Origin of the sequence: Sphingopyxis fribergensis (assembly GCF_000803645.1) — a bacterium.
Lineage (GTDB): Bacteria > Pseudomonadota > Alphaproteobacteria > Sphingomonadales > Sphingomonadaceae > Sphingopyxis > Sphingopyxis fribergensis.
This window is the reverse complement of record NZ_CP009122.1, coordinates 3,301,759-3,323,351: the sequence shown is the minus strand read 5'-3', so window position 1 is coordinate 3,323,351 and position 21,593 is coordinate 3,301,759. Positions and strand designations below refer to the sequence as shown.

Sequence of the window (21,593 nt, the reverse complement as noted above, 5' to 3'; positions counted from 1 at the left end):
TTTGTGACATGAGTGTTTCAGTCAGGGACAAATACGCCGCCCAGACGCGAAGAGACCGGCAAACCCCGGGGAAGGCTTGCCGGTCTCATCTTTATGGCGCCGGGGGGACGCCATTGAGCGGAGCGGCCGGACTGATGGGAGAGGGAGCGTCCGGCCGCTCTGCTCAAGCTGCGAGTGCGAGCTCCTCGGTCTTTTCCGCCTTCGGTGCGTCGACTTCGACCGCGCTCGGCGCGGGCTGGGAAGCCACTGCCGCCTTGGCAGGGAAGATCAGGCGCGAGGCCAGCACGACGAGACCAAGGGCGAAATAGCCGATGAAGGTCTGGACCGGGAAGAAGAAGAGCGGCGCGACAAAGGCAAGGCGCAGCCACAGCGGGTTGAAGCCAAAATCCTGGCCAACAGCCTCGCAGATACCGAAAAAGGTGTCGCGGCGGCGGAAGAGGTTGGTGGTTTCGTTTTCCATCTTTTTTGTCTTTCCCTTGGGCGGCGGGCACTGCCCCGCGCCGATGCCGAATGCATCGCAAAGGCCGTGCCAATTTGTGCAGTCCCTCGAATTTCCGGGCTTTTCTGTTTCGCCCCGACGGGCTTTCCGCTAGTTCTTATGAATCCTTTCCCAACGAGTGGGAATGATTGCCATTTGATGGGTCGCGGCTGAACCCTTGATGAAGCGCGCCGCATTGGTGTGACGACGGCTATCTGGCGTTGAAATATGAAGATTTAAAGAGGATCGGGCAAAATATTTGTGCGGTGCAGCATGTGCGCGGGGCGGCGCCAGATCGTGCTCTGCGCGCCTTCGTTTGGCCGGGGTGGCGAATGGCCGGAGGCGACCAGTAGTGGACATAGGGTCCTCCCTGTGGCGAAGCCATGGGGAGGGGGACCGACGCCGCAGGCGTTGGTGGAGGGGCGGCAACGGCAGCGCCATTGCCCCTCCGTCAGCGCTCCGCGCTGCCACCTCCCCATGGCTTCGCCACAGGGAGGATATTTGCATCATCGTCATCCCGGACTTGATCCGGGATCCACTGCGGCGCTGAAGTCATGGATCCCGGATCAAGTCCGGGATGACGAAGAAGAGGGAACGTCCGCTCACCACCCCTAAGCGGACGTAAAAAGGGCGGCCCGTTGCCGGACCGCCCTTGAATTCTCGCTCTTGATCCGCGCTTACTGGTCGAGGAACGACCGCATCTTGCGCGACCGCGACGGGTGCTTCAGCTTGCGGAGCGCCTTCGCCTCGATCTGGCGGATACGTTCGCGCGTCACGCTGAACTGCTGGCCGACCTCTTCAAGGGTATGGTCGGTGTTCATGCCGATGCCGAAGCGCATGCGGAGAACACGCTCTTCACGCGGCGTAAGCGACGCCAAAACTCGCGTAACCGTTTCCTTGAGGTTCGACTGCACCGCGGCGTCGACCGGGATGACGGCATTCTTGTCCTCGATGAAATCGCCGAGGTGGCTGTCTTCTTCGTCGCCGATCGGCGTTTCGAGGCTGATCGGCTCCTTGGCGATCTTCATCACCTTGCGGACCTTTTCGAGCGGCATCGACAGACGCTCGGCCATTTCCTCGGGGGTCGGCTCGCGGCCACTTTCGTGGAGGAACTGGCGGCTGCAACGAACCAGCTTGTTGATCGTCTCGATCATATGGACCGGGATGCGGATCGTGCGTGCCTGGTCGGCGATCGAGCGGGTGATCGCCTGGCGGATCCACCAGGTCGCATAGGTGCTGAACTTGTAGCCGCGGCGATACTCGAACTTGTCGACCGCCTTCATCAGGCCGATATTGCCTTCCTGGATCAGGTCGAGGAACTGCAGGCCGCGGTTCGTGTATTTCTTGGCGATCGAGATCACGAGGCGCAGGTTCGCCTCGACCATTTCCTTCTTGGCGATACGCGCCTCGCGCTCGCCCTTCTGGACCATGTTTACGACGCGGCGGAATTCGGTCAGGCTCATGCCCGCGGCTTGCGCGATTTCGGAAATCTCGATGCGGATGCGGTCGACGGCGCCGGCCTCGTTCTCGGCGAAGGCGGCCCATTTCTTGTCGATCGACGAAACACCATCGATCCAATTCTCTTCGAGCTCGCGCCCGACATAATTGTCGAGGAACGACTTGCGCGGCACTTTGTGGCGTTCGGCAAGGCGCAGCATCTGACCGCCGAGCGCGGTCAGGCGCCGGTTATAGCTGTAGAGCTGGTCGACGAGATATTCGATCTTGGTGTTGTGGAACTGCACGCTCTCGACCTGCGCGGTGAGCTCCTCGCGCAGCTTGTGGTACTTCTTCTCCGACGCCGACGGGAATTCCTCGCCGCCCGAAAGCGATTCGAGGCGCGCTTCCTGCAGCTTCGAAAAGGCTTTGAAGCTCTTGGTGATGTTCGCGAATTTTTCGAGCGCGTCGGGCTTCAGCAGCTCTTCCATCGCCGCGAGGCTGAGGGTGTTGTCTTCCTCATCCTCCTCAAAGGTTTCGCGTTTGCCCGACGAGCCTTCGCCGTCCTCGTCATCCGAATCGGCGGCGGGCTCTTCCTCGACCTCATCCTCGTCCTTGAACGACACGCCGGCGGTCTTTTCGCTGATTTCGCCGTTGTCTTCGGCGCCCTCTTCCTCGAGATTCTCGGGAACCGGGTCTTTCGAGAGCATCGCTTCCAAGTCGACGATCTCGCGCAGCTGCATCTCGCCATTGTTCAGCGCGTTCGACCAGTCGATGATCGCGTTGAAGGTCAGCGGGCTTTCGCAAAGCCCGAGGATCATCGTGTCGCGGCCCGCCTCGATGCGTTTCGCGATCGCGATTTCGCCCTCGCGGCTGAGCAGCTCGACCGCGCCCATTTCGCGCAGGTACATGCGAACGGGATCGTCGGTGCGATCGACCGTTTCCTTCTTCTTTTCGATTGCGGGGTTCGAAACCGAACCGGTGCCGGCGCTGACATCGACTTCGTCGTCGGGCTCCTGGTCGGCCTCTTCCTGCACATCTTCGTCGCTTTCGACGATGTTGATGCCCATGTCGGAGATCGCCGACATGATATCCTCGATCTGCTCGGACGACATCTCGTCCTGCGGCAGCGCCGCATTCAGCTCGTCATAGGTCAGGTAACCGCGCTTCTTGCCGCGCGCGATCAGCTTTTTGACGTCGGCCTCATTGAGGTCGATCAGCGGGCCGTCGGTGTCGGTATCGGTTTCGGCGGTGTTCTTGGTGGCCATTTTTGTTCCTGCCTAGGGGCAATAAGTGGTTTCGGTTCTAGGCGCTGCCTTCGCGCAGCGCCTGGAGCCGGTGCATCAGGTCTTCATCCATCGCTCGCAGCCGCTGCTGCTCCGCGATCGACTGTTCATCAAGTCTGGCCCTGGCGATCTCATCGGCTCGCAACCGGCGCATTTTCAGCTCCGCCTGCGTGTTTACGAGAGAGATAAACTCGGAAAGTTCCCTCTGCGCCCGATCGTGATCGATAGCCTCATTCTTTTTCGGCGAGCGATTGAATGAGAAGTGCATTCCATCGGCTCGGAGCAATGTCGTCGCCCTATTATACACTTTCATTGGCTCCAATATGGCAAGCAACCCCTCGCAATCAAGCCCTTCTTGCCGCATTCCGATGTCAAGCATCGCATCGAGCAGTTCGGCATCGGCCGGATCGCCGATCGACAGCCTCGCTAACTCTTCGTCATGGCGTCGAATAATGCCCGGATAGCGAAGCAATCCACCGATCAGGGCGGCGATCAGCGGGGCCGCGATCCCCGCCTGTCCGATGGAACGCGTCTCATCCGCCGGAGGTTGCAATCGCGGGTCGGGACCGAAGCGGCGATTGCCCCCGCCATATTGTCCGCCGCGCGGTGCGTTTGGCGTCCATGGTTGGCGCTGCGTGCGCTCGGGCTGCTTGCGCGCGAACAGCGTATCGAGTCGCTCGCGGAAGGCTTCGCGATAGTGATGGCGGACGTCGGCGTCCTCGATCGCGTCGGCGTGCGCGAGCAGGCGCGTCTTCAATGCGGCGCGTTCCTCGGGGGTGGCGAGCGGCCCCGCCGCGACCTCATGCGCCCAGAGCCGTTCGACCAGCGGCTGCGTCTCGTCCAGGATGGCGTTGAACCCCTCGGCGCCGCGCGCACGGACGATATCGTCGGGGTCCTGCCCCGCGGGCAGCGTCGCAAAGGCAAGGCTGAAGCCGGGGCGGAGCAGGGGGAGCGCGCGCATCGCGGCACGCATCGCCGCTTTCTGCCCGGCACTATCGCCGTCGAAGCAGAGCACCGGCACTGGCACCATCCGCCAGATCAGCCCAAGCTGCGCTTCGGTCAACGCGGTGCCGAGCGGCGCGACCGCGTCGGCGATCCCGGCTTCGGCGAGCGCGATGACGTCCATATAGCCTTCGACGACGATGATCCGGTTCGTCTGCCGCGACGCCGGCGAGGCCTTGTCGAGATTGTAGAGGACACGGCCTTTGTCGAACAAAGGCGTGTCGGGCGAGTTCAGATATTTGGGCTCGCCGTCGCCCAAGATGCGCCCGCCGAACGCGATCACGCGCCCGCGCGCGTCGCGGATCGGGATCATCAGGCGGCCACGGAAACGGTCGTAGGGTTCTTTATCCTCGACCGCGATCAGCATCCCCGATTCGACGAGCATCGCGGTCGGGAATTTCTTGAGCGCTTCTTTCAGCGCGCTGCGGCTTTCGGGCGCCAGGCCGAAGCCGAACGCCTTGCGCGTCGCCTCCGAAATGCCGCGTTTCGCCAGATATTCGCGCGCCGGGGCGCCATTGCTGCTGCCGAGCTGCTGCGTGAACCAGTCGGCGGCGCCCTGCACGACATCGCGTAGGCTCGCCGCCTCCTCGGCCTTTTTCGCGGCGCGCGGGTCGGCGGCGGGGACCTCCATGCCGGCCTCGGCGGCGAGTTCCTTCACCGCGTCCATGAACGACAGGCCGCGCTGGTCGGTCATCCAGCGGATCGCATCGCCATGCGCGGAGCAGCCGAAGCAGTGGTAGAAGCCCTTTTCGTCGTTGATCGTGAAGCTGGGCGTCTTTTCGTTATGGAAGGGGCAGCAGGCTTTATATTCGCGGCCGGCGCGCGTGACCTTCACGGTTCGGCCGATGAGGGTCGACAGGGTGACGCGCGAGCGCAGTTCGTCCAGCCATTGCGGGGTGAGGGTCATGCGCGTGGCATGCCCACCCCCGACCCCTCCCGCAAGCGGGAGGGGAGAAGAATTGCGTATGGCTTCACTTGTCCCCCTCCCGCTTGCGGGAGGGGTTAGGGGTGGGCAGAAGGGCAAGACCGCGCTCGATCTCACTCACGACGCCTTCGACGTTCGCCATCACGTCGCTGTTCGTGAAGCGAAGCACCCGATAACCGTTTTCGGCAAGCCAATGATCCCGGTGCTCATCATAATCTTGGCGCACGTCATGCGAATATCCATCGAGTTCGACGATCAATTGCGCTTCGCGGCACAGAAAATCTGCGAAATAGGGGCCGACGGGCATTTGTCGGCTGAATTTCCATCCACCGACTTTTCGTCCTGACAGGCAATGCCACAACGTTCGCTCCGCCGGCGTCGCGCTATTTCGCAACTCCTTCGCCCGCAGTGTATCTCGTGGCTGAAACTGTCCGTCCATATATCTAGCGATATGCCCACCCCCGACCCCTCCCGCAAGCGGGAGGGGGGAAGCAAGATCGCTGTCGTCTGGTTCCCATCCCGCTTGCGGGAGGGGCTAGGGGAGGGCCTGTCTCAGCTCAACGCCGCCTTCACCCACCCGCTCGCCTTGCTCATATCAAGCTGGCTTCCAAGCCGGTCTTTCACCGCGGCCATTACCTTGCCCATGTCCTTCAGGCTTTCGGCGCCCAACTCCACCACGATCGCCTTGATCGCGGCCATCGCGTCATCGTCGCTCAGCTGCGCGGGCAGGAAATCCTCGATCACGACGACCTCGGCCGCCTCGATGTCGGCGAGTTCCTGGCGGCCGCCCTGTTCGTACATGGTGATCGATTCGCGGCGCTGCTTGACCATTTTCTGCAAGACGTCGGTGACGAGAACATCGTCGTCGGCCGGCGCGGTGCCGGTGCGAAGCTCGATGTCCTTGTCCTTGATCTTGGCCAACATCAGCCGGATGGTGCCGAGCCGCGCCTTGTCGCCGGCTTTCATCGCCGCGACCTGCGCAGCCTTGATGTCATCACGAATCATACGTGTCCCCATGCGCTGCAAATTTCGGAAAGGCCCTCTCTAGCGAGAAGATTCCTAATCCGATAGCTTGTGAATCACTTTTTTGCCGCCTACTTGGTCGGCCGTTTAGCCCCCCGTCCGGAGCATGTTGAATGGCACCTGCCAACCCCTCTGCCGCGCCTGCGGTCCAGCCCTCGGGCGCCACCGGCGTCCTCGTCCTTGCGGACGGCACCGTCCTGTGGGGCATCGGCTATGGTGCCAGCGGCGCCGGTGTGGGCGAGATTTGTTTCAACACCGCGATGACCGGCTATCAGGAAATCCTGACCGACCCCTCTTATGCGGGTCAGATCATCACCTTCACCTTTCCGCACATCGGCAATGTCGGCGCGAACCCCGAGGATATGGAGCGCGACAAGCGCGCCGCGATCGGGTGCGTCACGCGCGAACTGCCGACGCTGCCCAGTAATTTCCGCAGCGTCCAGACTTTGCCCGACTGGATGGCGGCGCAGGGGCTGATCGGGCTGGCGGGCATCGACACGCGCGCGCTGACCCGCCGCATCCGCGACGGTGGTGCGCCGACCGGCGTGGTCGCGCACCATCCCGAGGGCAAGTTCGATATCGACAAGCTGCTGATGCTCGCGCAGGGCTGGCCGGGGCTGGAGGGCATGGACCTCGCCAAGACGGTGACGCGTGAACGGCAGGGCGCTTGGGATGCGGGGGTTTGGCATCTGGGTTCGGGCTATGATGTGTCGGATCACAAGCGCGCGGGCGATCCCGCGCCCCATGTCGTCGCGGTCGATTATGGCGCCAAGGACAATATCTTCCGCAACCTGGTGAAGGCCGGCGCGCGCGTCACCGTGGTGCCCGCGAAGACCAGCCTCGAAGAGATTGTCGCGCTGCGCCCCGCGGGGGTGTTCCTGTCGAACGGCCCCGGCGATCCGGCGGCGACGGGCGAATATGCGGTGCCGGTGATCAAGGGGCTGCTCGAACGCAATGTCCCGATCTTTGGCATTTGCCTCGGCCACCAGCTGCTCGCGCTCGCCGCGGGGGCTAGAACCATGAAGATGCATCAGGGTCACCGCGGCGCGAACCATCCGGTGCAGCGCGCGGAAGACAGCGTGGTCGAGATCACCAGCATGAACCACGGCTTCGCGGTCGACGCCTCGACGCTGCCCGCCGGCGTGGTCGAGACGCACAAGAGCCTGTTCGACGGATCGAACTGCGGCATCGCGATCACGAGCAAGAATGCGTTCAGCGTGCAATATCACCCCGAGGCGAGCCCGGGGCCGCAGGACAGCTTCTATCTGTTCGAGAAGTTTGTGGGTGGGTTGAAGTGATTGCCCGCGCCGTTCCGACAATCATGTCCGTTCTGTTGTTGACGGGATGCGCCACGAGTCCAGCAGCTTCCCAAGCGGATAGGCTGAAAGCTGGGCTGGTGCGTGTGGAGACGCAGTGCGGTGCAAAGCCGGGTACCTTGAAACTCAATAGTGATAACTTGGTCGCCGTGATGCCGGCATCCGATGCAAAATACGAAACGATTGAGTGTGTGTTTCGAGAGCTGAAGAAGCCCGAATTCGCAGACCACATCAAACTCGGCTTCGTCGGCAACGAAGCATACGCAGCAGAAGAACAAAAATAATGCCCAAAAGAACCGACATCCAATCCATCCTCGTCATCGGCGCCGGTCCGATCGTTATCGGTCAGGCGTGCGAGTTCGATTATTCGGGGACACAGGCGATCAAGGCGTTGAAGGAGGAGGGCTATCGCATCGTCCTCGTCAACTCCAACCCGGCGACGATCATGACCGATCCCGAGCTGGCCGACGCCACCTATGTCGAGCCGATCACGCCCGAGATCGTCGCGAAGATCATCGCGAAGGAGCGCCCCGATGCGGTGCTGCCGACGATGGGCGGGCAGACCGCGCTCAACACCGCGCTGGCTTTGTTCAACGACGGCACGCTGGCGAAATATGGCGTCGAGATGATCGGCGCCGATGCCGAGGCGATCGACAAGGCCGAGGACCGCATCAAGTTCCGCGACGCGATGGACAAGATCGGGCTGGAAAGCGCCCGCAGCGGCATTGCGCATACGCTCGACGAGGCATTCGCGGTGCTCGAACGCACCGGCCTGCCGTCGATCATCCGCCCAAGCTTCACCATGGGCGGCACCGGCGGCGGTATCGCGTATAACCGCGAGGAATTCGAGCATATCGTCCGCGGCGGCCTGATCGCGTCGCCGACCACCGAAGTCCTGATCGAGGAATCGCTCCTCGGCTGGAAAGAATATGAGATGGAGGTGGTGCGCGACCGCAAGGACAATTGCATCATCATCTGTTCGATCGAAAATGTCGATCCGATGGGCGTGCATACCGGCGACAGCATCACCGTCGCCCCCGCGCTGACGCTGACCGACAAGGAATATCAGATCATGCGCAACGCGAGCATCGCGGTGCTGCGCGAGATCGGCGTCGAAACGGGCGGGTCGAACGTCCAGTTCGCGGTCAATCCCAAGGACGGCCGCCTGATCGTGATCGAGATGAACCCGCGCGTGTCGCGTTCGTCGGCGCTCGCGTCGAAGGCGACGGGCTTCCCGATCGCCAAGGTCGCGGCGAAGCTCGCGGTCGGCTACACGCTCGACGAGATTATGAACGACATCACCGGCGTGACCCCGGCGTCGTTCGAGCCGACGATCGACTATATCGTCACGAAGATTCCGCGCTTTGCCTTCGAGAAATTCAAGGGCGCCGAGGCGACGCTGTCGACCGCGATGAAATCGGTCGGCGAGGTGATGGCGATCGGCCGCACGATCCACGAGTCTTTGCAGAAAGCACTGCGCGGGCTGGAGACGGGGCTTTCGGGCTTCAACTTCGTCGACCGCCTGAAGGGTGCGAGCCACGACACGCTGCGCAGCGAGCTGGCGAAACCGACCCCCGACCGGCTGCTCAACGCGGCGCAGGCGATCCGCGAGGGCCTGCCCTTGTCGGAGATCAACCGCATTGCGGGTTACGACATGTGGTTCCTCGAACGCATCGCCGAGATCGTCGCCGCCGAGCAGGAGGTTTGCGAAAACGGCCTGCCGCGCGATGCCGAGGGGCTGCGCAAATTGAAGGCAATGGGCTTTTCGGACAAGCGCCTCGCCTATCTTGCGCTCCAGTCGGCGAACCTGCGCCCCGGATCGCGGCAGGCGACCGCGCGGGGAAGCGGGCTGATCCACGAAGCCGTGAAGGCGATGACCGGCGGCGTCACCGAAGGCGAAGTGCGCGCGCTGCGCCACAAGCTGGGCGTGCGGCCGGTGTTCAAGACGATCGACACCTGCGCCGCCGAATTCGCGGCCAAGACGCCCTATCTCTATTCGACCTATGAAGCCCCGACCTTTGGCGAACCCGAGAATGAGGCGAACCCGTCGGATCGGAAAAAGGTCGTCATCCTCGGCGGCGGACCGAACCGGATCGGGCAGGGGATCGAGTTCGACTATTGCTGCTGCCACGCCTGCTTCGCGCTCGAAGAGGCGGGGTATGAAACGATCATGATCAACTGCAACCCGGAAACGGTGAGCACCGATTATGACACGTCGGACCGCCTCTATTTCGAACCGCTGACCGCCGAGGATGTGCTGGAAATCCTGCACGTCGAAATGTCGAAGGGCGAGCTGGTGGGTGTGATCGTCCAGTTCGGCGGGCAGACGCCGCTCAAGCTCGCGCAAGCGTTGTCCGACGCGGGCATCCCGATCCTGGGCACGTCGCCCGACGCGATCGACCTCGCCGAAGACCGCGAGCGGTTCGCGGCGCTGGTCAACAAGTTGAAGCTCAAGCAGCCCGAGAACGGCATCGCGCGCAGCCGCGAAGAAGCCATCGCGGTGGCGACGCGCATCGGCTACCCGGTGCTCACGCGCCCATCCTATGTGCTCGGCGGCCGCGCGATGGAGATTGTCGACGATCAGGCGCAGCTCGAAAATTACATCGAGACCGCGGTGCAGGTATCGGGCGATTCGCCGGTGCTGATCGATCGCTATCTGCGCGACGCGATCGAGGTCGATGTCGACGCCTTGTGCGACGGCACCGACGTCGTGGTGGCGGGCGTGCTCCAGCATATCGAGGAAGCCGGCGTCCATTCGGGCGACAGCGCCTGCTCGATCCCGCCGTACAGCCTGCCCGCCGACATCATCGCCGAAATCGAACGGCAAACCGAGGCGCTCGCACGCGCGCTCGAAGTCCGCGGCCTGATGAACATCCAGTTCGCGGTCAAGGGCGACGAGGTGTATCTGATCGAGGTCAACCCGCGCGCCAGCCGCACCGTGCCCTTCGTCGCCAAGGCGGTGGGTTCGCCGATCGCCAAGATCGCGGCGCGGGTGATGGCGGGCGAGAAGCTGGCCGACCTGCCGAAGATCAACCGCGACATCAAACATGTCGCGGTGAAGGAAGCGGTGTTCCCCTTCGCACGTTTCCCCGGCACCGACCCGGTGCTGTCGCCCGAGATGAAGTCCACCGGCGAAGTCATGGGAATCGACAGCAATTTCAACCTCGCTTTCGCCAAAGCCCAGCTTGGCGCGGGCGACCGCCTGCCTACGACGGGCCGCGTCTTCGTCTCGGTGAAGGATAGCGACAAGCCGCGCGTACTCGATGCCGTCCGCCGGCTGACCGGGTGGGGCTGGCAGGTGATCGCAACCGGCGGCACCGCAGACTATCTTGCCGAACAGGGCATCGAGGTCGAACGCGTGAACAAGGTCGCCGAAGGGCGCCCGCATATCGTCGACCGGATCAAGGACGGCGATGTGCAGCTGATCTTCAACACCACCGAGGGATGGCAGTCGTTGCAGGACTCGCAGTCGATCCGCGCCTCGGCGCTGGCGGCCGACATCGCTTATTATACGACCGCGGCGGCCAGCGATGCAGCCACTCAGGCGATCGGTGCGTTGCGCTCGCACAGTCTTGAAGTGAAGCCGCTTCAGGACTATTATTGAGGCACCGCTCCACCCCCCGACATTGACGGATCAGCGGCGCAGCCGCCCGGCGAAACTTCGCTGGCGCTGGATTATTGACGAAGGACAACAGGATAATGGCAAGCGTTGAAAAGGTGCCGATGCTGGCAGAAGGCTATGAGAAGCTGAGCTCGCAGCTCACGGCACTCAAGGCCGAGCGACCGCTGATCGTCGATGCGATCGAGGAAGCGCGTGCGCATGGCGACCTTTCGGAAAATGCCGAATATCACGCAGCGAAGGAACGTCAGGGCCAGGTCGAAGCGACGATCGGCGACCTCGAAGACAAGCTTTCGCGCGCGCAGGTGATCGACCCGACGATGTTGTCCGGCGACCGCATCGTGTTCGGCGCGACCGTTACCCTCGCCGACGAGGACGACAAGCCGGTCAAATATCAGATCGTCGGCCAGGCCGAAGCGGATGCGAAGGATGGCAAGATCAGCTATAATTCGCCGCTCGGCCGCGCGCTGATCGGTCGCCGCGTCGACGACGAGATCGAAGTCACCGTGCCTGCGGGCGACAAATATTATCTGGTGAAGAAGATCGAATTCATCTGATGGGTTTTGGGCGATGAAGCCGCACGAAGCGCCGCTGGTTACGGGCTATGCGCTCGTTTGCGTCATCGTCTTTGTCCTGTTGTCGATCACCGGATTCCAGGTCGACGCGATCGTGCGCGCGGGGTTCATCCCTGCGCGTTTCGGCAATGAGCTGATCCTTCCGCCGGGGACGATGGTTCCCTTTGTACTGACCCCGCTTTCGTCGGCTTTGCTGCACGGCGGGGTGCTGCACATCGTCTTCAATGTCATCGTGCTGCTCTTCATCGGGCGCCAGCTCGAAGCGCCGCTGGGATCGAAGGCGATGGCGGTGTTGCTGCTCGTCGGCGCCTATGGCGGCGCGCTCGCGCAGTTTCTTGCCGATCCGCAATCGGCCGTGCCGATGATCGGCGCCAGCGGCGCGATATCGGCACTGATCGCGGTATATGCGCTGATCTTCAGCCGCTCGCAGGCACCCGCTATCGGCCCGATCCCGGGGCACTGGGTGCGGGCTTTATGGCTCGCGGCGGCGTGGATCGGGCTCCAACTATTGATCGGCCTCGCTGGTGGCGGCGGCTTTGGCGCGATCGCGATATGGGCGCATGTCGGCGGCTTCCTCGCCGGCTTGCTGCTCGCACGCCCGCTGCTTCGCTGGCGTTTCGGGGCGCGCTAGACCCCGAGCAACCCACCCGCCAGCAGCATCGCGACGCGCACATCGATCCCGCAACCTTCGGCGCGTTTCGCTGCGACGAAATCGGCGATGCCGTCCAGCGCGACGCGGTGGACAATGATGTCCTCGCCATCGACCCCGCCGCCTTCGCCGACCTTGGTCAGCCCGGTCGCGACCAGCAGGGTGAAGCTTTCGCTGACCATGCCGGGCGAGCTGTAGAATTCGCCGACGGTGCGCCAATGGTCGGCGCGGTAGCCGGTTTCCTCTTCGAGCTCGCGCTCTGCCGCGATTTCGGGCGCCTCGCCGGCAGTGTCGTCGCCGACGAGTCCGGCGGGCAGCTCGAGGCACTGGACTTTCAGCGGCACGCGATATTGTTCGACGAGGATGACGTGGCGGCCGTCGACATCTTCGTCGATCGCAAGGATCACCGCGGCATGAATGCCACGCGAGCGCGAGACATATTCCCACGTTCCCTGCTGCTTCACGGTGATGAAGCGGCCTTCCCACCGCGTCTCGATGGGGGTGTCGGGGGCGGGGCGGGTCATATCTGTCCTTATCGTTGTCGCGAGCGCAGCAGGGCCAGTCGCGGCGGTGGAGGCCACGCCCGATTGCCACGCGGCTTCGCCGCTCGCAATGACGACAGGCCTAAAGTTCGATCAGGCGGTCGGGAAGTTCGTTGGGATTTTCATCGCCCTTAGGGAAATGCTCGGCGAGCACGATACCCATCTGACGCACCGCCTCTGCCATGCCTTCGCCGGGCTTGCCGGCGCGCACGCGCTCGATCAGCGCCGCCATCGCTTCGCCCCACACGCCGGGCGCGACCTTGGCGGCGATCGCCTCGTCGGCGACGATGTCGGCGCGATGCTCTTTCAGGCTGAGGTAGAGGAGGATGCCGGTGCGCCCGATCGTCTTGGCCTCGGTGCCGACCTTGAACAGGTCGATCGCGCGGGCGCGGACGCGCTGCGCCTTGATTGCGCGCGGGGTCAAAGCCATGCGCAGCGGGCGCCAGAGCAGGATCAACCACATGCCGATCCATTTGAGCACGCCGACGGCAATCACCGTTCCAAGCCATTGATTGGCGGTGAGCTCGTGACCCCAGCCGCCGGTCAGCCGGTCGTAAAGCCCGCGATAAAATTCGGGGAACAGCGCGATCGCCGACATGGCGATGAAGGCGATGACGCTCGCCCACACCAATGCCACATCGTCGTAATCGTTCGACTTGGCCGCAACGACGGTGACGATCTCGCCGCTCGTATGCGCCTCGGCCGCGGCAACCGCGGCGGTGACGATATCGTGGTCGGCTTCGCTTACATGGCTAATCTTCTGTGGCACGTCCTGCGCTCCCTACCAGCCGCCCGAGGCGCCGCCGCCCCCGAACGAACCGCCGCCGCCCGAAAAGCCGCCGAAGCCGCCGCCGCCGCCCCAACTCGATCCACCGCCGCCCCAAGAGGAGCCGCCGCTGCCGCCGCCCCAGTCGTCGTCGCCCCAGATGATGATCGGTGCGCCGCCCCACGGGCCGCTGCGGCGATGCTTTTTCCCACGCCCCATGCGCGACAGCATCGGCAGGACGAAGAAGATCAGGATGATGAAACCGACGAAGAACAGGCCGCCGAAATTGCCATCGCCGGAGCGGTCGCGTTCGGCCTTGTCGGCGGCGGCCGCGCGCGCCGCAGCTTCTTCGGGCGGCAGCTGGATCTGCTGCGCGATCGCATTGACCCCGTCCTGAATCCCGCCGGGCATGTCGCCCGCCTTGAATTTGGGCGTCACGACGTCACGGATGATCCGGCCCGATAGCGCGTCGGTCAGCACGGGTTCGAGCCCCAGCCCGACCGCGATATTCATCCGCCGCTCATTCGGCGCGATGAGGAAAACGACGCCGTCGTCTCTCGCTTCGTCGCCGATGCCCCAGGCGCGGCCCAGCTTGTAGCCGTAATCGGCGATGTCATTGCCTTCGAGGTCGTTGACCGTGGCGACGACGAGCTGGTGCCCGGTGGTCTTCTCCAGTTCGAGCAGCTGCGTGTTAAGCGCCGCTTCCTCGGCAGGGGGAATGATGTCGGCCTGATCGACAACCGGATTGCCTACGAGCTTTGGAAAGGTCTGCGCGGCGACCGGTCCCCCCAGCAACAGCAGCCCTGTGAGGGCCGCTGTTACCAGTGGACGCAAAAGGGTGGGCAGGGTCACCTTATTGCCCGAAATCGACCTTCGGCGCCTGGTTGGCGTTGGGCGTGATCGCCTTGTACGGCGTCATCGGCTGCGCGCCATGAACGATCTTGGCGCCGATGATGTCGGGGAAGGTGCGGATCGTCGTGTTATAATCTTGCACCGCACCATTATAGTCCTGGACTGACACGTTGATCCGGTTTTCGGTGCCCTCAAGCTGGGTCATCAGGTCGGCGAAACGCGCCTGGCTCTTGAGGTCGGGATATTGTTCGACGGTGACGAGCAGGCGGCCGAGCGCGCCCGACACATTGCCCTGTGCCTGCTGGAACGCCTGAACCTTGGCGGGATCGTTGAGATCGTCGGTGCTGAGTTTGACCTGCGTTGCCGACGCGCGCGCCTGGATGACGCCTTCGAGCGTCGATTGTTCGATCTTCGACGCGCCCTTGGCCGTTTCGACGAGGTTCGGGATCAGGTCGGCGCGGCGCTGATACGCGGCTTCGACGTTGGCCCATTTGGCTTTGGCGGCTTCTTCCTTGGTCGGAACGCTGTTGATGCCGCAGGCGGACAGGCTCATCGCGGCGACAGGCAGGATCAACCAGCGAGCGGAACGATAGGTCATAGTCAAAAACTCCCTCCGGCGGCGTTTTGCCGCAACAATACACATAATAGGAAGCCGCTTGCCTTTGTGCAATCGTCGCGGCACCTTTCAAGGCAAGGCTCAACAATCCGGGGTACGACAAGATGCTGAATGAATTCAGGGAATTTATCGCGCGCGGCAATGTGATCGACCTCGCGGTCGGCGTGATCATCGGCGGCGCGTTCGCGACGATCACCAAGTCGCTGACCGAGGATATCATCATGCCGGTCGTCGGCGCGATTTTCGGCGGGGTCGATTTCTCGAACATGTTCATCCTGCTGGGCGACGTGCCCGCCGGCGTCTCCCCGACCGACTATGCCAAGCTGAAAGAGGCCGGGGTCGCAATGTTCGGCTATGGCGCCTTCATTACGGCGACGATAAATTTCCTGATTCTGGCGTGGATCATCTTCCTGCTGGTGAAAGCGGTGAACAAGGTCGTGCGCAAGGGGCCCGACGCGCCCGCTGGGCCGAGTGAGGTCGACATCCTCACCGAAATTCGCGACGAATTGCGAAAGAAATAAGGGATCCGGGCCGGTTACGGGACGAATAGCCTGCCTGCGCTCTTTCCAAGTGCGGGCGGGCTTCCTATATAAGTCGTGCCGGTTTCGGCCGGCTATGAGGATAAATGGTGTCGTGGAATAGACACAGCGGACCCGGGGGCAGTACCCGGCGGCTCCACCACAAACCCGTGTTTCTTGATGGGCGCGCGGGTTTCTGACGGGGCCGAACCAGGATCGACGTGTGTTCAAAGACGATATTTTCTTCCGGGCTGAGTAACCCGTTCAAGGCTCAAAACCAATAGGTGCTAACGATAACGAAGCACTCGCTCTGGCTGCCTAACCGATAAGCCTCACGGCCTAAGGTTAGACAAATAGAACGCGGTTCGGACCGAACCGGGCAACAGAATCGGATACCAGCGGCTGGGGACGAGCCGGGCAACAGAATCGTCCCACCTTTTTCATTACATCGCCAACCATCGTCATTCCCGCGAAAGCGGGAACCCGGTTCCTGCGTCTGACCGGCAAGCGGAGCCCGAGGACGATGCGTTGGTCCGCTGGGTTCCCGCTTTCGCGGGAATGACGATGGTGGTGGTTAGTGCGCGCTTTCGCAGTGACGATGATCACCGAGCGCCTCGATGACACGGCAATCGGCGGCGACACCGCCGCGGCAGCGGCCGATAATACGCGCGAGTTCGTCGCGCAGCGATGTGAGCTGAGCAATCTTTTCCTCGACCTGTTCCAAATGCCGTGTCGCGATCCGGTCGGCCTCGCCGCAGTCGCGCGCCGGATCGTCCGACAGGTCGAGCAGCGAACGGATATCGTCGATCGTGAACCCCAGATCGCGCGAATGGCGCACAAAACTGAGCCGCGAGCGGTGCGCGTCGCCATAGCTGCGGTAATTTGCTGTAGTGCGACCCGGCGCGGGCAACAGCCCGATCCGCTCATAATAGCGGATGGTTTCGATATTGGTCCCGGTCGCCCGCGACAGTTCGCCGATTTTCATCGCTTGACCCTGTAGTTGCTACAGGGTGCATATAGGGTGCCGACTCGAAGATGACAGGAGCTTTCGACGTGGCCGATCAATGCTGTGCCGGCAAAAGCGGCACGACCGCGCTCAATGACCGCAAGTGGCGGCGTATCCTGTGGATCGCACTGCTGATCAATGCCGCGATGTTCGGCGTCGAAATCGTCGCGGGCGTCGCGGCGGATTCGCGCGCGTTGCAGGCCGACGCGCTCGATTTTCTCGGTGACAGCGCCAATTATGCGATCAGCCTGGGCGTCGCCGGCATGGCGCTCGCGTGGCGTGCGCGCGCCGCCTTGCTGAAAGCCACAACGATGCTCGTCTTTGGCCTGTGGGTCTTTGGCTCGGCGGTCTGGGGCTTCGTCAGCGGATCGGCGCCGCATGCCGAGACGATGGGGCTGATCGGCGCGCTCGCGCTGGCCGCCAATGTCGCGGTCGCGCTGATGCTCTATCGTTATCGCACCGGCGACGCGAACATGCGTTCGGTGTGGATCTGCTCGCGCAACGACGCGATCGGCAATGTCGCGGTGATGGGCGCGGCGCTCGGCGTGTTCGGCACCGGGCAGAGCTGGCCCGACCTCGCGGTTGCGGCGATCATGGCCGGGCTCGCGATCTGGGGCAGCGCCGAAGTGTTCCGGCAGGCGCGCAGCGAGCTTGCCGCGATGCCCGCCGGCGAGGCCGCATAGGCCGTTTTCAGCAAAACGATCCTATCGAGCATGGGATTTGAGGGGTAAGCAGCGTGGGCGCGTATCCTGTTTTGAAGGGACTGCGGAAAGGCCCATGGACGACGAACTTCGGATCCTGAACGCGGCGGACATACCGCCGGCACTCGATGCCCTCGACGCGCGCGTCCTGACCGCGCTCGCGGCGCGGCGGCGCGAGGCGGTCGCGATGCGACGCGCGATGCTGGTCGCTGCGCTCGTGTCGCTCGGCGGCGGTGTCGCCGCGGGCAGCGCCTTTGTTCCGGACGCGGTGGCAGCGGGTCCGCTTACGCCGCTCGTACTGGACAGTCCGTTGGCGCCGTCGACTTTGCTGAACGGACGCTGATGGCGCTGCGCCGCATCTGGATCGTCGGTCTGATCGCCTTTCTGGCGGCAGTAGCGGGGGTGTTTGTCGGACGGATGCTCGTCGATGCGCCGCGCGCGAGCGAGACCGAACTCCACGCGATCCTGCACCGCGAGGCGAAGCTCTCGGACGAACAGGAGCGAAAACTCCATGCGATCGAGGGGCGCTTCGCGGCGCGGCGCGACGCGCTCGAACGCGATATGCGCGCGGCAAATATCCGGCTGGCGCAGGCGATCGAGGCCGAACATGGCTATGGCCCCCGCGTCACCCAGGCGATCGACGAGACGCACGAGGTGATGGGCGAACTACAGAAGGAGACGCTCCAGCATCTGTTCGCGATGCGCGCCGTGCTCGATCGTCATCAGGCCGAGATGTTCGACAAGACCGTGGTCGAGGCCCTGACCGCCGATGCAAGGTGAGCCTCGACCTATCGCAATGTAGCGACCGCGAACTCGCCGCGCTCGCCCGCACCGGACGGGAGGATGTCTATCGCGAACTGCTGGCGCGATACAAGGCGCCGGTCTTTCGCCTGATCCGACATCATGTCGGCCACGCCGAGGAAGCGATGGACCTGTCGCAGGAAAGCTTTGTCGCCGCCTTCGCCGCGATCGAACGCTATGATGGCGACCGGCCGTTCCGGATATGGATTTCGCGTATCGCGCTCAACAAATGCCGCGACTGGGCGCGCCGGCGCGCCGTGCGGTCCTTTTTCACTCGCGCGCTGCCGCTCGAAAATGCGCATGACGTGGCAATCGAGGCGCCAGCGCCCGACGTCGAAGCCGGCGACCGCGCGGAACTGGCGCGGGTACGGAAGGCGATGGCCGGATTACCGCATAATTTGCGCGAGGTGCTGGTGCTTCGCGGCGTCGAAGACCTCAGCCAGTCGGCAACGGCGCAATTGCTCAAGGTCAGCGAAAAGACCGTGGAAACGCGCCTTTATCGCGCGCGCTTGAAACTGCGGATGCTGCTCGACGAAAATTGAGATGAGGGGCGGGCCTTCGCTTCGCGTATGTCCCTAGAGACAGATAGGGGCAGCCGGGATTTTTATGCGGATTAGCAGGCGTAGGTTCGTGAATGGGGCACTGGGCGGAGGCGCGCTGGCCGCGTTGGCGTCATGGTATCCAGCCTGGGCGCAGCCTGTCTCGTATGGCATCGCTTCGACGCTTCCGACCGTTTCAGGAACGGACATCACGCTGCGTATCGCGCGGCAGACGATGCGCGTCGATGGCAAGGTCAGCCGGGCGATCGGGATCAACGGCACGGTGCCGGGGCCGCTCGTGCGGCTGAAGGAAGGGCAGCAGGCCCGGCTCACGGTCATCAACGATCTCGACGAGGACAGCTCGATCCACTGGCATGGGCTGATCCTGCCGTTCCAGATGGACGGCGTGCCCGGCGTCAGCTTTCCGGGGATCAAGCCGCGCTCGACCTTCGTCTATGAATTTCCCGTCAAGCAGTCGGGCACCTATTGGTATCACAGCCATTCGGGGCTGCAGGAACAGATCGGCCATTATGGGCCGCTGATCATCGACCCGGCGGGTGCCGACCCCGTCGGTTACGACCGCGAGCATGTCGTCGTGCTGTCCGACCACAGCGAGCTGTCGCCCGAGGCGATCTTTCGCAAGCTCAAGGTCAATCCGGGGCATTTCAACATGCAGCGGCAGACTTTGTCGGGGCTGCTTGACGGCAAGGACCAGTCGCTAAAGGAACGCGTCCGCTGGGGCGCGATGCGGATGGATCCGACCGACGTCGCCGACGTCAACGGGTCGACATATCGGTTTCTGGTTAATGGTTACGGGCCGCGCGACAATTGGACCGCACTGTTCGCGCCGGGCGAGCGTGTCCGGCTGCGCATCGTCAACGCGTCGGCGATGTCGATCTTCAACGTTCGCATACCGGGGCTTCGCATGACGGTGGTGCAGGCTGACGGCCTCAACGTCGTCCCGATCGAGATCGACGAATTCCAGATCGGCGTTGCCGAAACCTATGATGTCGTCGTCACGCCGGCCGAAGACCGCGCCTATAGTTTCGTGGCCGAGGCCAGCGACCGATCGGGCATGGCGCGCGCGACGCTGGCGCCGCGCGCCGGGATGGCGGCCGCGGTTCCGCCGCTGCGGGGGCGCCCGCTCGCGACGATGAAGGACATGGGCATGGGCGCGATGGCGGGTGGCGACGCGTCGTGCGCGGCCGAGCATGCGGCGATGGGACATTGCGCTCCGGCGGACGCCTCTCCCGACCATGCCGCGATGGAACACGGCGCCGCCGCCGGCGGCATGAACCACAGCATGCGCGATTTTTCGGTCGCGCCGCAGGTCAAGCGCGACCCGAGCGTCCAGTCGATTTCGCCGATGCCCGTCGACCGGATGGGCGAGCCCGGGCAGGGGCTGGAGGATGCCGGGCACAAGGCGCTGACCTACCGCGACCTGATCGCGCTTGATCGCAACCCCGATGTCCGGGCGCCCGAACGCGCGCTCGACATCCACCTGACGGGCAATATGGAACGCTTCATGTGGTCGTTCGACGGTGTGAAGATGTCCGACCATCACGAACCCATCCCTTTCATCGAGGGCGAGCGCGTGCGCGTGAACCTGATCAACGATTCGATGATGAGCCATCCGATCCACCTGCACGGCCATTTCTTCGAGCTGGTAACGGGCAAGGGCGACCGCGCGCCGCGCAAGCATACGGTGATCGTCCAGCCGGGCGGCATCGCGACCTTCGATTTCACCGCCGACGCGCTCGGTGACTGGGCCTTCCACTGCCACCTTCTCTATCACATGCACGCGGGGATGATGCGGGTGGTCAGCGTTCGCCCGCGTGGAGCGGCGGCATGATGCGCGCCGCGATTCTGCTCGCCGGCCTGTCGCCGCTCGCCGTCGCCGCGCCTGTCGCGGCCCAGTCGCATCATGGCGGGCACCAGCAGCCAGCGCCCGCGAAAACGGATGCCGATCCCGCCTGTTCGCCCGAGCATGCGGCGATGGGGCATTGCACCCCCAAGGATCTTCAAGCCGACGGACCAGCGGGCGCCACCGGGACCGATTTGCCCGCGGGCGATGCGCCCGCACCATCGCCGCCCGGCGACTGGTATGCCGACCGCTATTTTTCCAAGGCCGAGATGGATCATTCGCGCCACGCTATGATGATCGAGAATGGCGGCCAGAAGACCGCGTTCATCGCCATCAACCTCGCCGAATATCAGGCGCGCAAAGGGCGCGACGGTTTCCGGTGGGAGGGTGAGGGCTGGTATGGCGGCGACATCAATCGCCTCACAGTAAAAAGCGAAGGCGAAGCGGTCTTTGGCGAAGGCTCCGAAAGCGCCGAACTGCAATTTCTCTACAGTCGTGCCATCGGGCCCTATTTCAATGCGCAGGGCGGCATCCGGCAGGATCTGGGGCATGGACCTGACCGCACTTACGCAGCGATCGGCTTCGAAGGCTTGGCGCCCTACTGGTTCGAGACCGAAGGCGCGCTGTTCCTGTCGGACAAGGGCAATCTGCTCGCACGGATCGAAGGCTCCTACGATCAGCGCATTACCCAGAAACTGATCCTGCAGCCGATGGCCGAAGTCAATTTTGCGCTGCAGGACGTCCCCGAAAGCGCGATCGGTTCGGGTCTTTCCGATATCGAGCTCGGCCTGCGGCTCCGCTACGAGATCGTTCGCGAGTTGGCGCCCTATGTCGGGGTCGAATGGGCGCGGAAGGTCGGCGACACCGCGCGCTTCGCTCGCGCGGCCGGTGACGATCCCGATAGCGTCAGCCTGGATGTCGGGGTGAAGGCGTGGTTCTGACCGCCCAGGGCATCGGACAAATGGGCTAGAGAATTAGAAATAGAAGAGAAATGGTTGTGACCCGGGGCGATTAGATATTGTCTCGCCGCGAAATTATGCCCATTCAATACATTATGGCCTCGCCGGTTTCACATGTGAAA

At 63.5% G+C, this 21,593-nt stretch carries 22 protein-coding genes and 1 other RNA gene; 13 read left to right on the top strand and 10 right to left on the bottom strand.

Going from position 1 to position 21,593, the window contains the following annotated elements; translation table 11 throughout:
- Nucleotides 1-163: 163 nt before the first annotated feature.
- The 5 genes from SKP52_RS15360 to SKP52_RS15340 all read right to left on the bottom strand — a co-directional run bounded on the left by SKP52_RS15360 (nucleotide 164) and on the right by SKP52_RS15340 (nucleotide 6,130).
- On the bottom strand, nucleotides 164-460 hold the full coding sequence (locus tag SKP52_RS15360) for a PspC domain-containing protein (RefSeq protein WP_039576141.1): 297 nt from the start codon (nucleotides 458-460) through the stop codon (nucleotides 164-166).
- Between the two features lie 695 nt (nucleotides 461-1,155).
- Nucleotides 1,156-3,180 carry an RNA polymerase sigma factor RpoD gene (gene rpoD, locus SKP52_RS15355; protein ID WP_039576139.1) on the bottom strand — a complete coding sequence of 675 codons (2,025 nt, stop codon included), beginning with the start codon at nucleotides 3,178-3,180 and terminating at the stop codon, nucleotides 1,156-1,158.
- A 37-nt stretch (nucleotides 3,181-3,217) separates the two neighbouring features.
- The gene (dnaG, locus tag SKP52_RS15350) at nucleotides 3,218-5,107 is read right to left on the bottom strand and encodes a DNA primase (RefSeq protein WP_039576137.1); all 1,890 of its coding nucleotides are present in this window, start codon (nucleotides 5,105-5,107) and stop codon (nucleotides 3,218-3,220) included.
- A 64-nt stretch (nucleotides 5,108-5,171) separates the two neighbouring features.
- Nucleotides 5,172-5,564 (bottom strand): endonuclease domain-containing protein, encoded by a 393-nt coding sequence (locus SKP52_RS15345; protein WP_039576135.1) that lies wholly within the window; start codon nucleotides 5,562-5,564, stop codon nucleotides 5,172-5,174.
- 113 nt (nucleotides 5,565-5,677) lie between these two features.
- On the bottom strand, nucleotides 5,678-6,130 hold the full coding sequence (locus tag SKP52_RS15340) for a GatB/YqeY domain-containing protein (RefSeq protein WP_039576133.1): 453 nt from the start codon (nucleotides 6,128-6,130) through the stop codon (nucleotides 5,678-5,680).
- Between the two features lie 131 nt (nucleotides 6,131-6,261).
- Here SKP52_RS15340 and carA point away from each other — a divergent pair, with 131 nt between their 5' ends.
- The 5 genes from carA to SKP52_RS15320 all read left to right on the top strand — a co-directional run bounded on the left by carA (nucleotide 6,262) and on the right by SKP52_RS15320 (nucleotide 12,289).
- Nucleotides 6,262-7,446 carry a glutamine-hydrolyzing carbamoyl-phosphate synthase small subunit gene (gene carA, locus SKP52_RS15335; RefSeq protein ID WP_039576130.1) on the top strand — a complete coding sequence of 395 codons (1,185 nt, stop codon included), beginning with the start codon at nucleotides 6,262-6,264 and terminating at the stop codon, nucleotides 7,444-7,446.
- 23 nt (nucleotides 7,447-7,469) lie between these two features.
- On the top strand, nucleotides 7,470-7,748 hold the full coding sequence (locus SKP52_RS26195; protein ID WP_148309154.1) for a hypothetical protein: 279 nt from the start codon (nucleotides 7,470-7,472) through the stop codon (nucleotides 7,746-7,748).
- The gene (carB, locus tag SKP52_RS15330; protein ID WP_039576127.1) at nucleotides 7,748-11,068 is read left to right on the top strand and encodes a carbamoyl-phosphate synthase large subunit; all 3,321 of its coding nucleotides are present in this window, start codon (nucleotides 7,748-7,750) and stop codon (nucleotides 11,066-11,068) included. The genes SKP52_RS26195 and carB overlap by 1 nt, the downstream gene beginning before the upstream one ends.
- A 95-nt stretch (nucleotides 11,069-11,163) precedes the next feature.
- On the top strand, nucleotides 11,164-11,640 hold the full coding sequence (greA, locus tag SKP52_RS15325) for a transcription elongation factor GreA (RefSeq protein ID WP_039576126.1): 477 nt from the start codon (nucleotides 11,164-11,166) through the stop codon (nucleotides 11,638-11,640).
- Nucleotides 11,641-11,653: 13 nt separating this feature from the next.
- Nucleotides 11,654-12,289: a rhomboid family intramembrane serine protease gene (locus tag SKP52_RS15320; protein ID WP_039576124.1), complete on the top strand. Its 636-nt coding sequence runs from the start codon at nucleotides 11,654-11,656 to the stop codon at nucleotides 12,287-12,289.
- Here SKP52_RS15320 and SKP52_RS15315 read toward each other — a convergent pair.
- From SKP52_RS15315 to SKP52_RS15300, 4 genes are all read right to left on the bottom strand, one after another.
- Nucleotides 12,286-12,831, bottom strand: a complete 546-nt coding sequence (locus SKP52_RS15315) for an NUDIX hydrolase (RefSeq protein ID WP_039576123.1) — start codon at nucleotides 12,829-12,831, stop codon at nucleotides 12,286-12,288. The two genes, SKP52_RS15320 and SKP52_RS15315, sit on opposite strands and share 4 nt — an antisense overlap.
- A 100-nt stretch (nucleotides 12,832-12,931) precedes the next feature.
- Nucleotides 12,932-13,618: a TPM domain-containing protein gene (locus tag SKP52_RS15310; RefSeq protein WP_039576121.1), complete on the bottom strand. Its 687-nt coding sequence runs from the start codon at nucleotides 13,616-13,618 to the stop codon at nucleotides 12,932-12,934.
- 12 nt (nucleotides 13,619-13,630) lie between these two features.
- Nucleotides 13,631-14,461, bottom strand: coding sequence for a TPM domain-containing protein (locus tag SKP52_RS15305; protein ID WP_407695106.1), 831 nt, complete (start codon nucleotides 14,459-14,461; stop codon nucleotides 13,631-13,633).
- Nucleotides 14,462-14,468: 7 nt separating this feature from the next.
- Nucleotides 14,469-15,071, bottom strand: coding sequence for a LemA family protein (locus SKP52_RS15300; RefSeq protein WP_081997399.1), 603 nt, complete (start codon nucleotides 15,069-15,071; stop codon nucleotides 14,469-14,471).
- Between the two features lie 116 nt (nucleotides 15,072-15,187).
- Between SKP52_RS15300 and mscL the strand changes: the two genes are divergently transcribed.
- Both mscL and ssrA read left to right on the top strand, forming a co-directional pair.
- A complete protein-coding gene (mscL, locus tag SKP52_RS15295; RefSeq protein WP_039576117.1) occupies nucleotides 15,188-15,604 on the top strand; it encodes a large conductance mechanosensitive channel protein MscL in 417 nt (138 codons plus the stop codon).
- 38 nt (nucleotides 15,605-15,642) lie between these two features.
- Nucleotides 15,643-15,998: a transfer-messenger RNA gene (gene ssrA / locus SKP52_RS25545) on the top strand.
- Between the two features lie 177 nt (nucleotides 15,999-16,175).
- Here ssrA and SKP52_RS15290 read toward each other — a convergent pair.
- Entirely contained in the window at nucleotides 16,176-16,586 is a 411-nt protein-coding gene (locus SKP52_RS15290) for a MerR family transcriptional regulator (protein ID WP_039576115.1), read from the bottom strand.
- 68 nt (nucleotides 16,587-16,654) lie between these two features.
- Between SKP52_RS15290 and SKP52_RS15285 the strand changes: the two genes are divergently transcribed.
- From SKP52_RS15285 to SKP52_RS15260, 6 genes are all read left to right on the top strand, one after another.
- On the top strand, nucleotides 16,655-17,290 hold the full coding sequence (locus tag SKP52_RS15285; protein WP_039576113.1) for a cation transporter: 636 nt from the start codon (nucleotides 16,655-16,657) through the stop codon (nucleotides 17,288-17,290).
- Nucleotides 17,291-17,384: 94 nt separating this feature from the next.
- Nucleotides 17,385-17,651 (top strand): hypothetical protein, encoded by a 267-nt coding sequence (locus tag SKP52_RS15280; protein ID WP_039576112.1) that lies wholly within the window; start codon nucleotides 17,385-17,387, stop codon nucleotides 17,649-17,651.
- Nucleotides 17,651-18,088, top strand: coding sequence for a periplasmic heavy metal sensor (locus tag SKP52_RS15275; RefSeq protein ID WP_039576109.1), 438 nt, complete (start codon nucleotides 17,651-17,653; stop codon nucleotides 18,086-18,088). The genes SKP52_RS15280 and SKP52_RS15275 overlap by 1 nt, the downstream gene beginning before the upstream one ends.
- Complete coding sequence (locus tag SKP52_RS15270; protein ID WP_039576107.1) at nucleotides 18,085-18,651, top strand: RNA polymerase sigma factor; 567 nt, start codon at nucleotides 18,085-18,087, stop codon at nucleotides 18,649-18,651. Before SKP52_RS15275 ends, SKP52_RS15270 begins: the two co-directional genes overlap by 4 nt.
- A 58-nt stretch (nucleotides 18,652-18,709) precedes the next feature.
- On the top strand, nucleotides 18,710-20,500 hold the full coding sequence (locus SKP52_RS15265; protein WP_148309153.1) for a copper resistance system multicopper oxidase: 1,791 nt from the start codon (nucleotides 18,710-18,712) through the stop codon (nucleotides 20,498-20,500).
- Nucleotides 20,497-21,453 carry a copper resistance protein B gene (locus SKP52_RS15260; protein WP_039576103.1) on the top strand — a complete coding sequence of 319 codons (957 nt, stop codon included), beginning with the start codon at nucleotides 20,497-20,499 and terminating at the stop codon, nucleotides 21,451-21,453. Before SKP52_RS15265 ends, SKP52_RS15260 begins: the two co-directional genes overlap by 4 nt.
- The last annotated feature ends 140 nt before the right edge of the window (nucleotides 21,454-21,593 follow it).

What these genes read in the sequence shown, in the direction of transcription:
- SKP52_RS15260 (WP_039576103.1), top strand. Translation starts at nt 20,497, where the DNA reads ATGATGCGCGCCGCGATTCTGCTCGCCGGCCTGTCGCCGCTCGCCGTC.
- SKP52_RS15290 (WP_039576115.1), bottom strand. Translation starts at nt 16,586, where the DNA reads ATGAAAATCGGCGAACTGTCGCGGGCGACCGGGACCAATATCGAAACC.
- SKP52_RS15315 (WP_039576123.1), bottom strand. Translation starts at nt 12,831, where the DNA reads ATGACCCGCCCCGCCCCCGACACCCCCATCGAGACGCGGTGGGAAGGC.
- SKP52_RS15320 (WP_039576124.1), top strand. Translation starts at nt 11,654, where the DNA reads ATGAAGCCGCACGAAGCGCCGCTGGTTACGGGCTATGCGCTCGTTTGC.
- carB (WP_039576127.1), top strand. Translation starts at nt 7,748, where the DNA reads ATGCCCAAAAGAACCGACATCCAATCCATCCTCGTCATCGGCGCCGGT.
- carA (WP_039576130.1), top strand. Translation starts at nt 6,262, where the DNA reads ATGGCACCTGCCAACCCCTCTGCCGCGCCTGCGGTCCAGCCCTCGGGC.
- SKP52_RS15360 (WP_039576141.1), bottom strand. Translation starts at nt 460, where the DNA reads ATGGAAAACGAAACCACCAACCTCTTCCGCCGCCGCGACACCTTTTTC.
- rpoD (WP_039576139.1), bottom strand. Translation starts at nt 3,180, where the DNA reads ATGGCCACCAAGAACACCGCCGAAACCGATACCGACACCGACGGCCCG.
- mscL (WP_039576117.1), top strand. Translation starts at nt 15,188, where the DNA reads ATGCTGAATGAATTCAGGGAATTTATCGCGCGCGGCAATGTGATCGAC.
- SKP52_RS26195 (WP_148309154.1), top strand. Translation starts at nt 7,470, where the DNA reads ATGTCCGTTCTGTTGTTGACGGGATGCGCCACGAGTCCAGCAGCTTCC.
- greA (WP_039576126.1), top strand. Translation starts at nt 11,164, where the DNA reads ATGGCAAGCGTTGAAAAGGTGCCGATGCTGGCAGAAGGCTATGAGAAG.
- SKP52_RS15340 (WP_039576133.1), bottom strand. Translation starts at nt 6,130, where the DNA reads ATGATTCGTGATGACATCAAGGCTGCGCAGGTCGCGGCGATGAAAGCC.
- dnaG (WP_039576137.1), bottom strand. Translation starts at nt 5,107, where the DNA reads ATGACCCTCACCCCGCAATGGCTGGACGAACTGCGCTCGCGCGTCACC.
- SKP52_RS15345 (WP_039576135.1), bottom strand. Translation starts at nt 5,564, where the DNA reads ATGGACGGACAGTTTCAGCCACGAGATACACTGCGGGCGAAGGAGTTG.
- SKP52_RS15280 (WP_039576112.1), top strand. Translation starts at nt 17,385, where the DNA reads ATGGACGACGAACTTCGGATCCTGAACGCGGCGGACATACCGCCGGCA.
- SKP52_RS15275 (WP_039576109.1), top strand. Translation starts at nt 17,651, where the DNA reads ATGGCGCTGCGCCGCATCTGGATCGTCGGTCTGATCGCCTTTCTGGCG.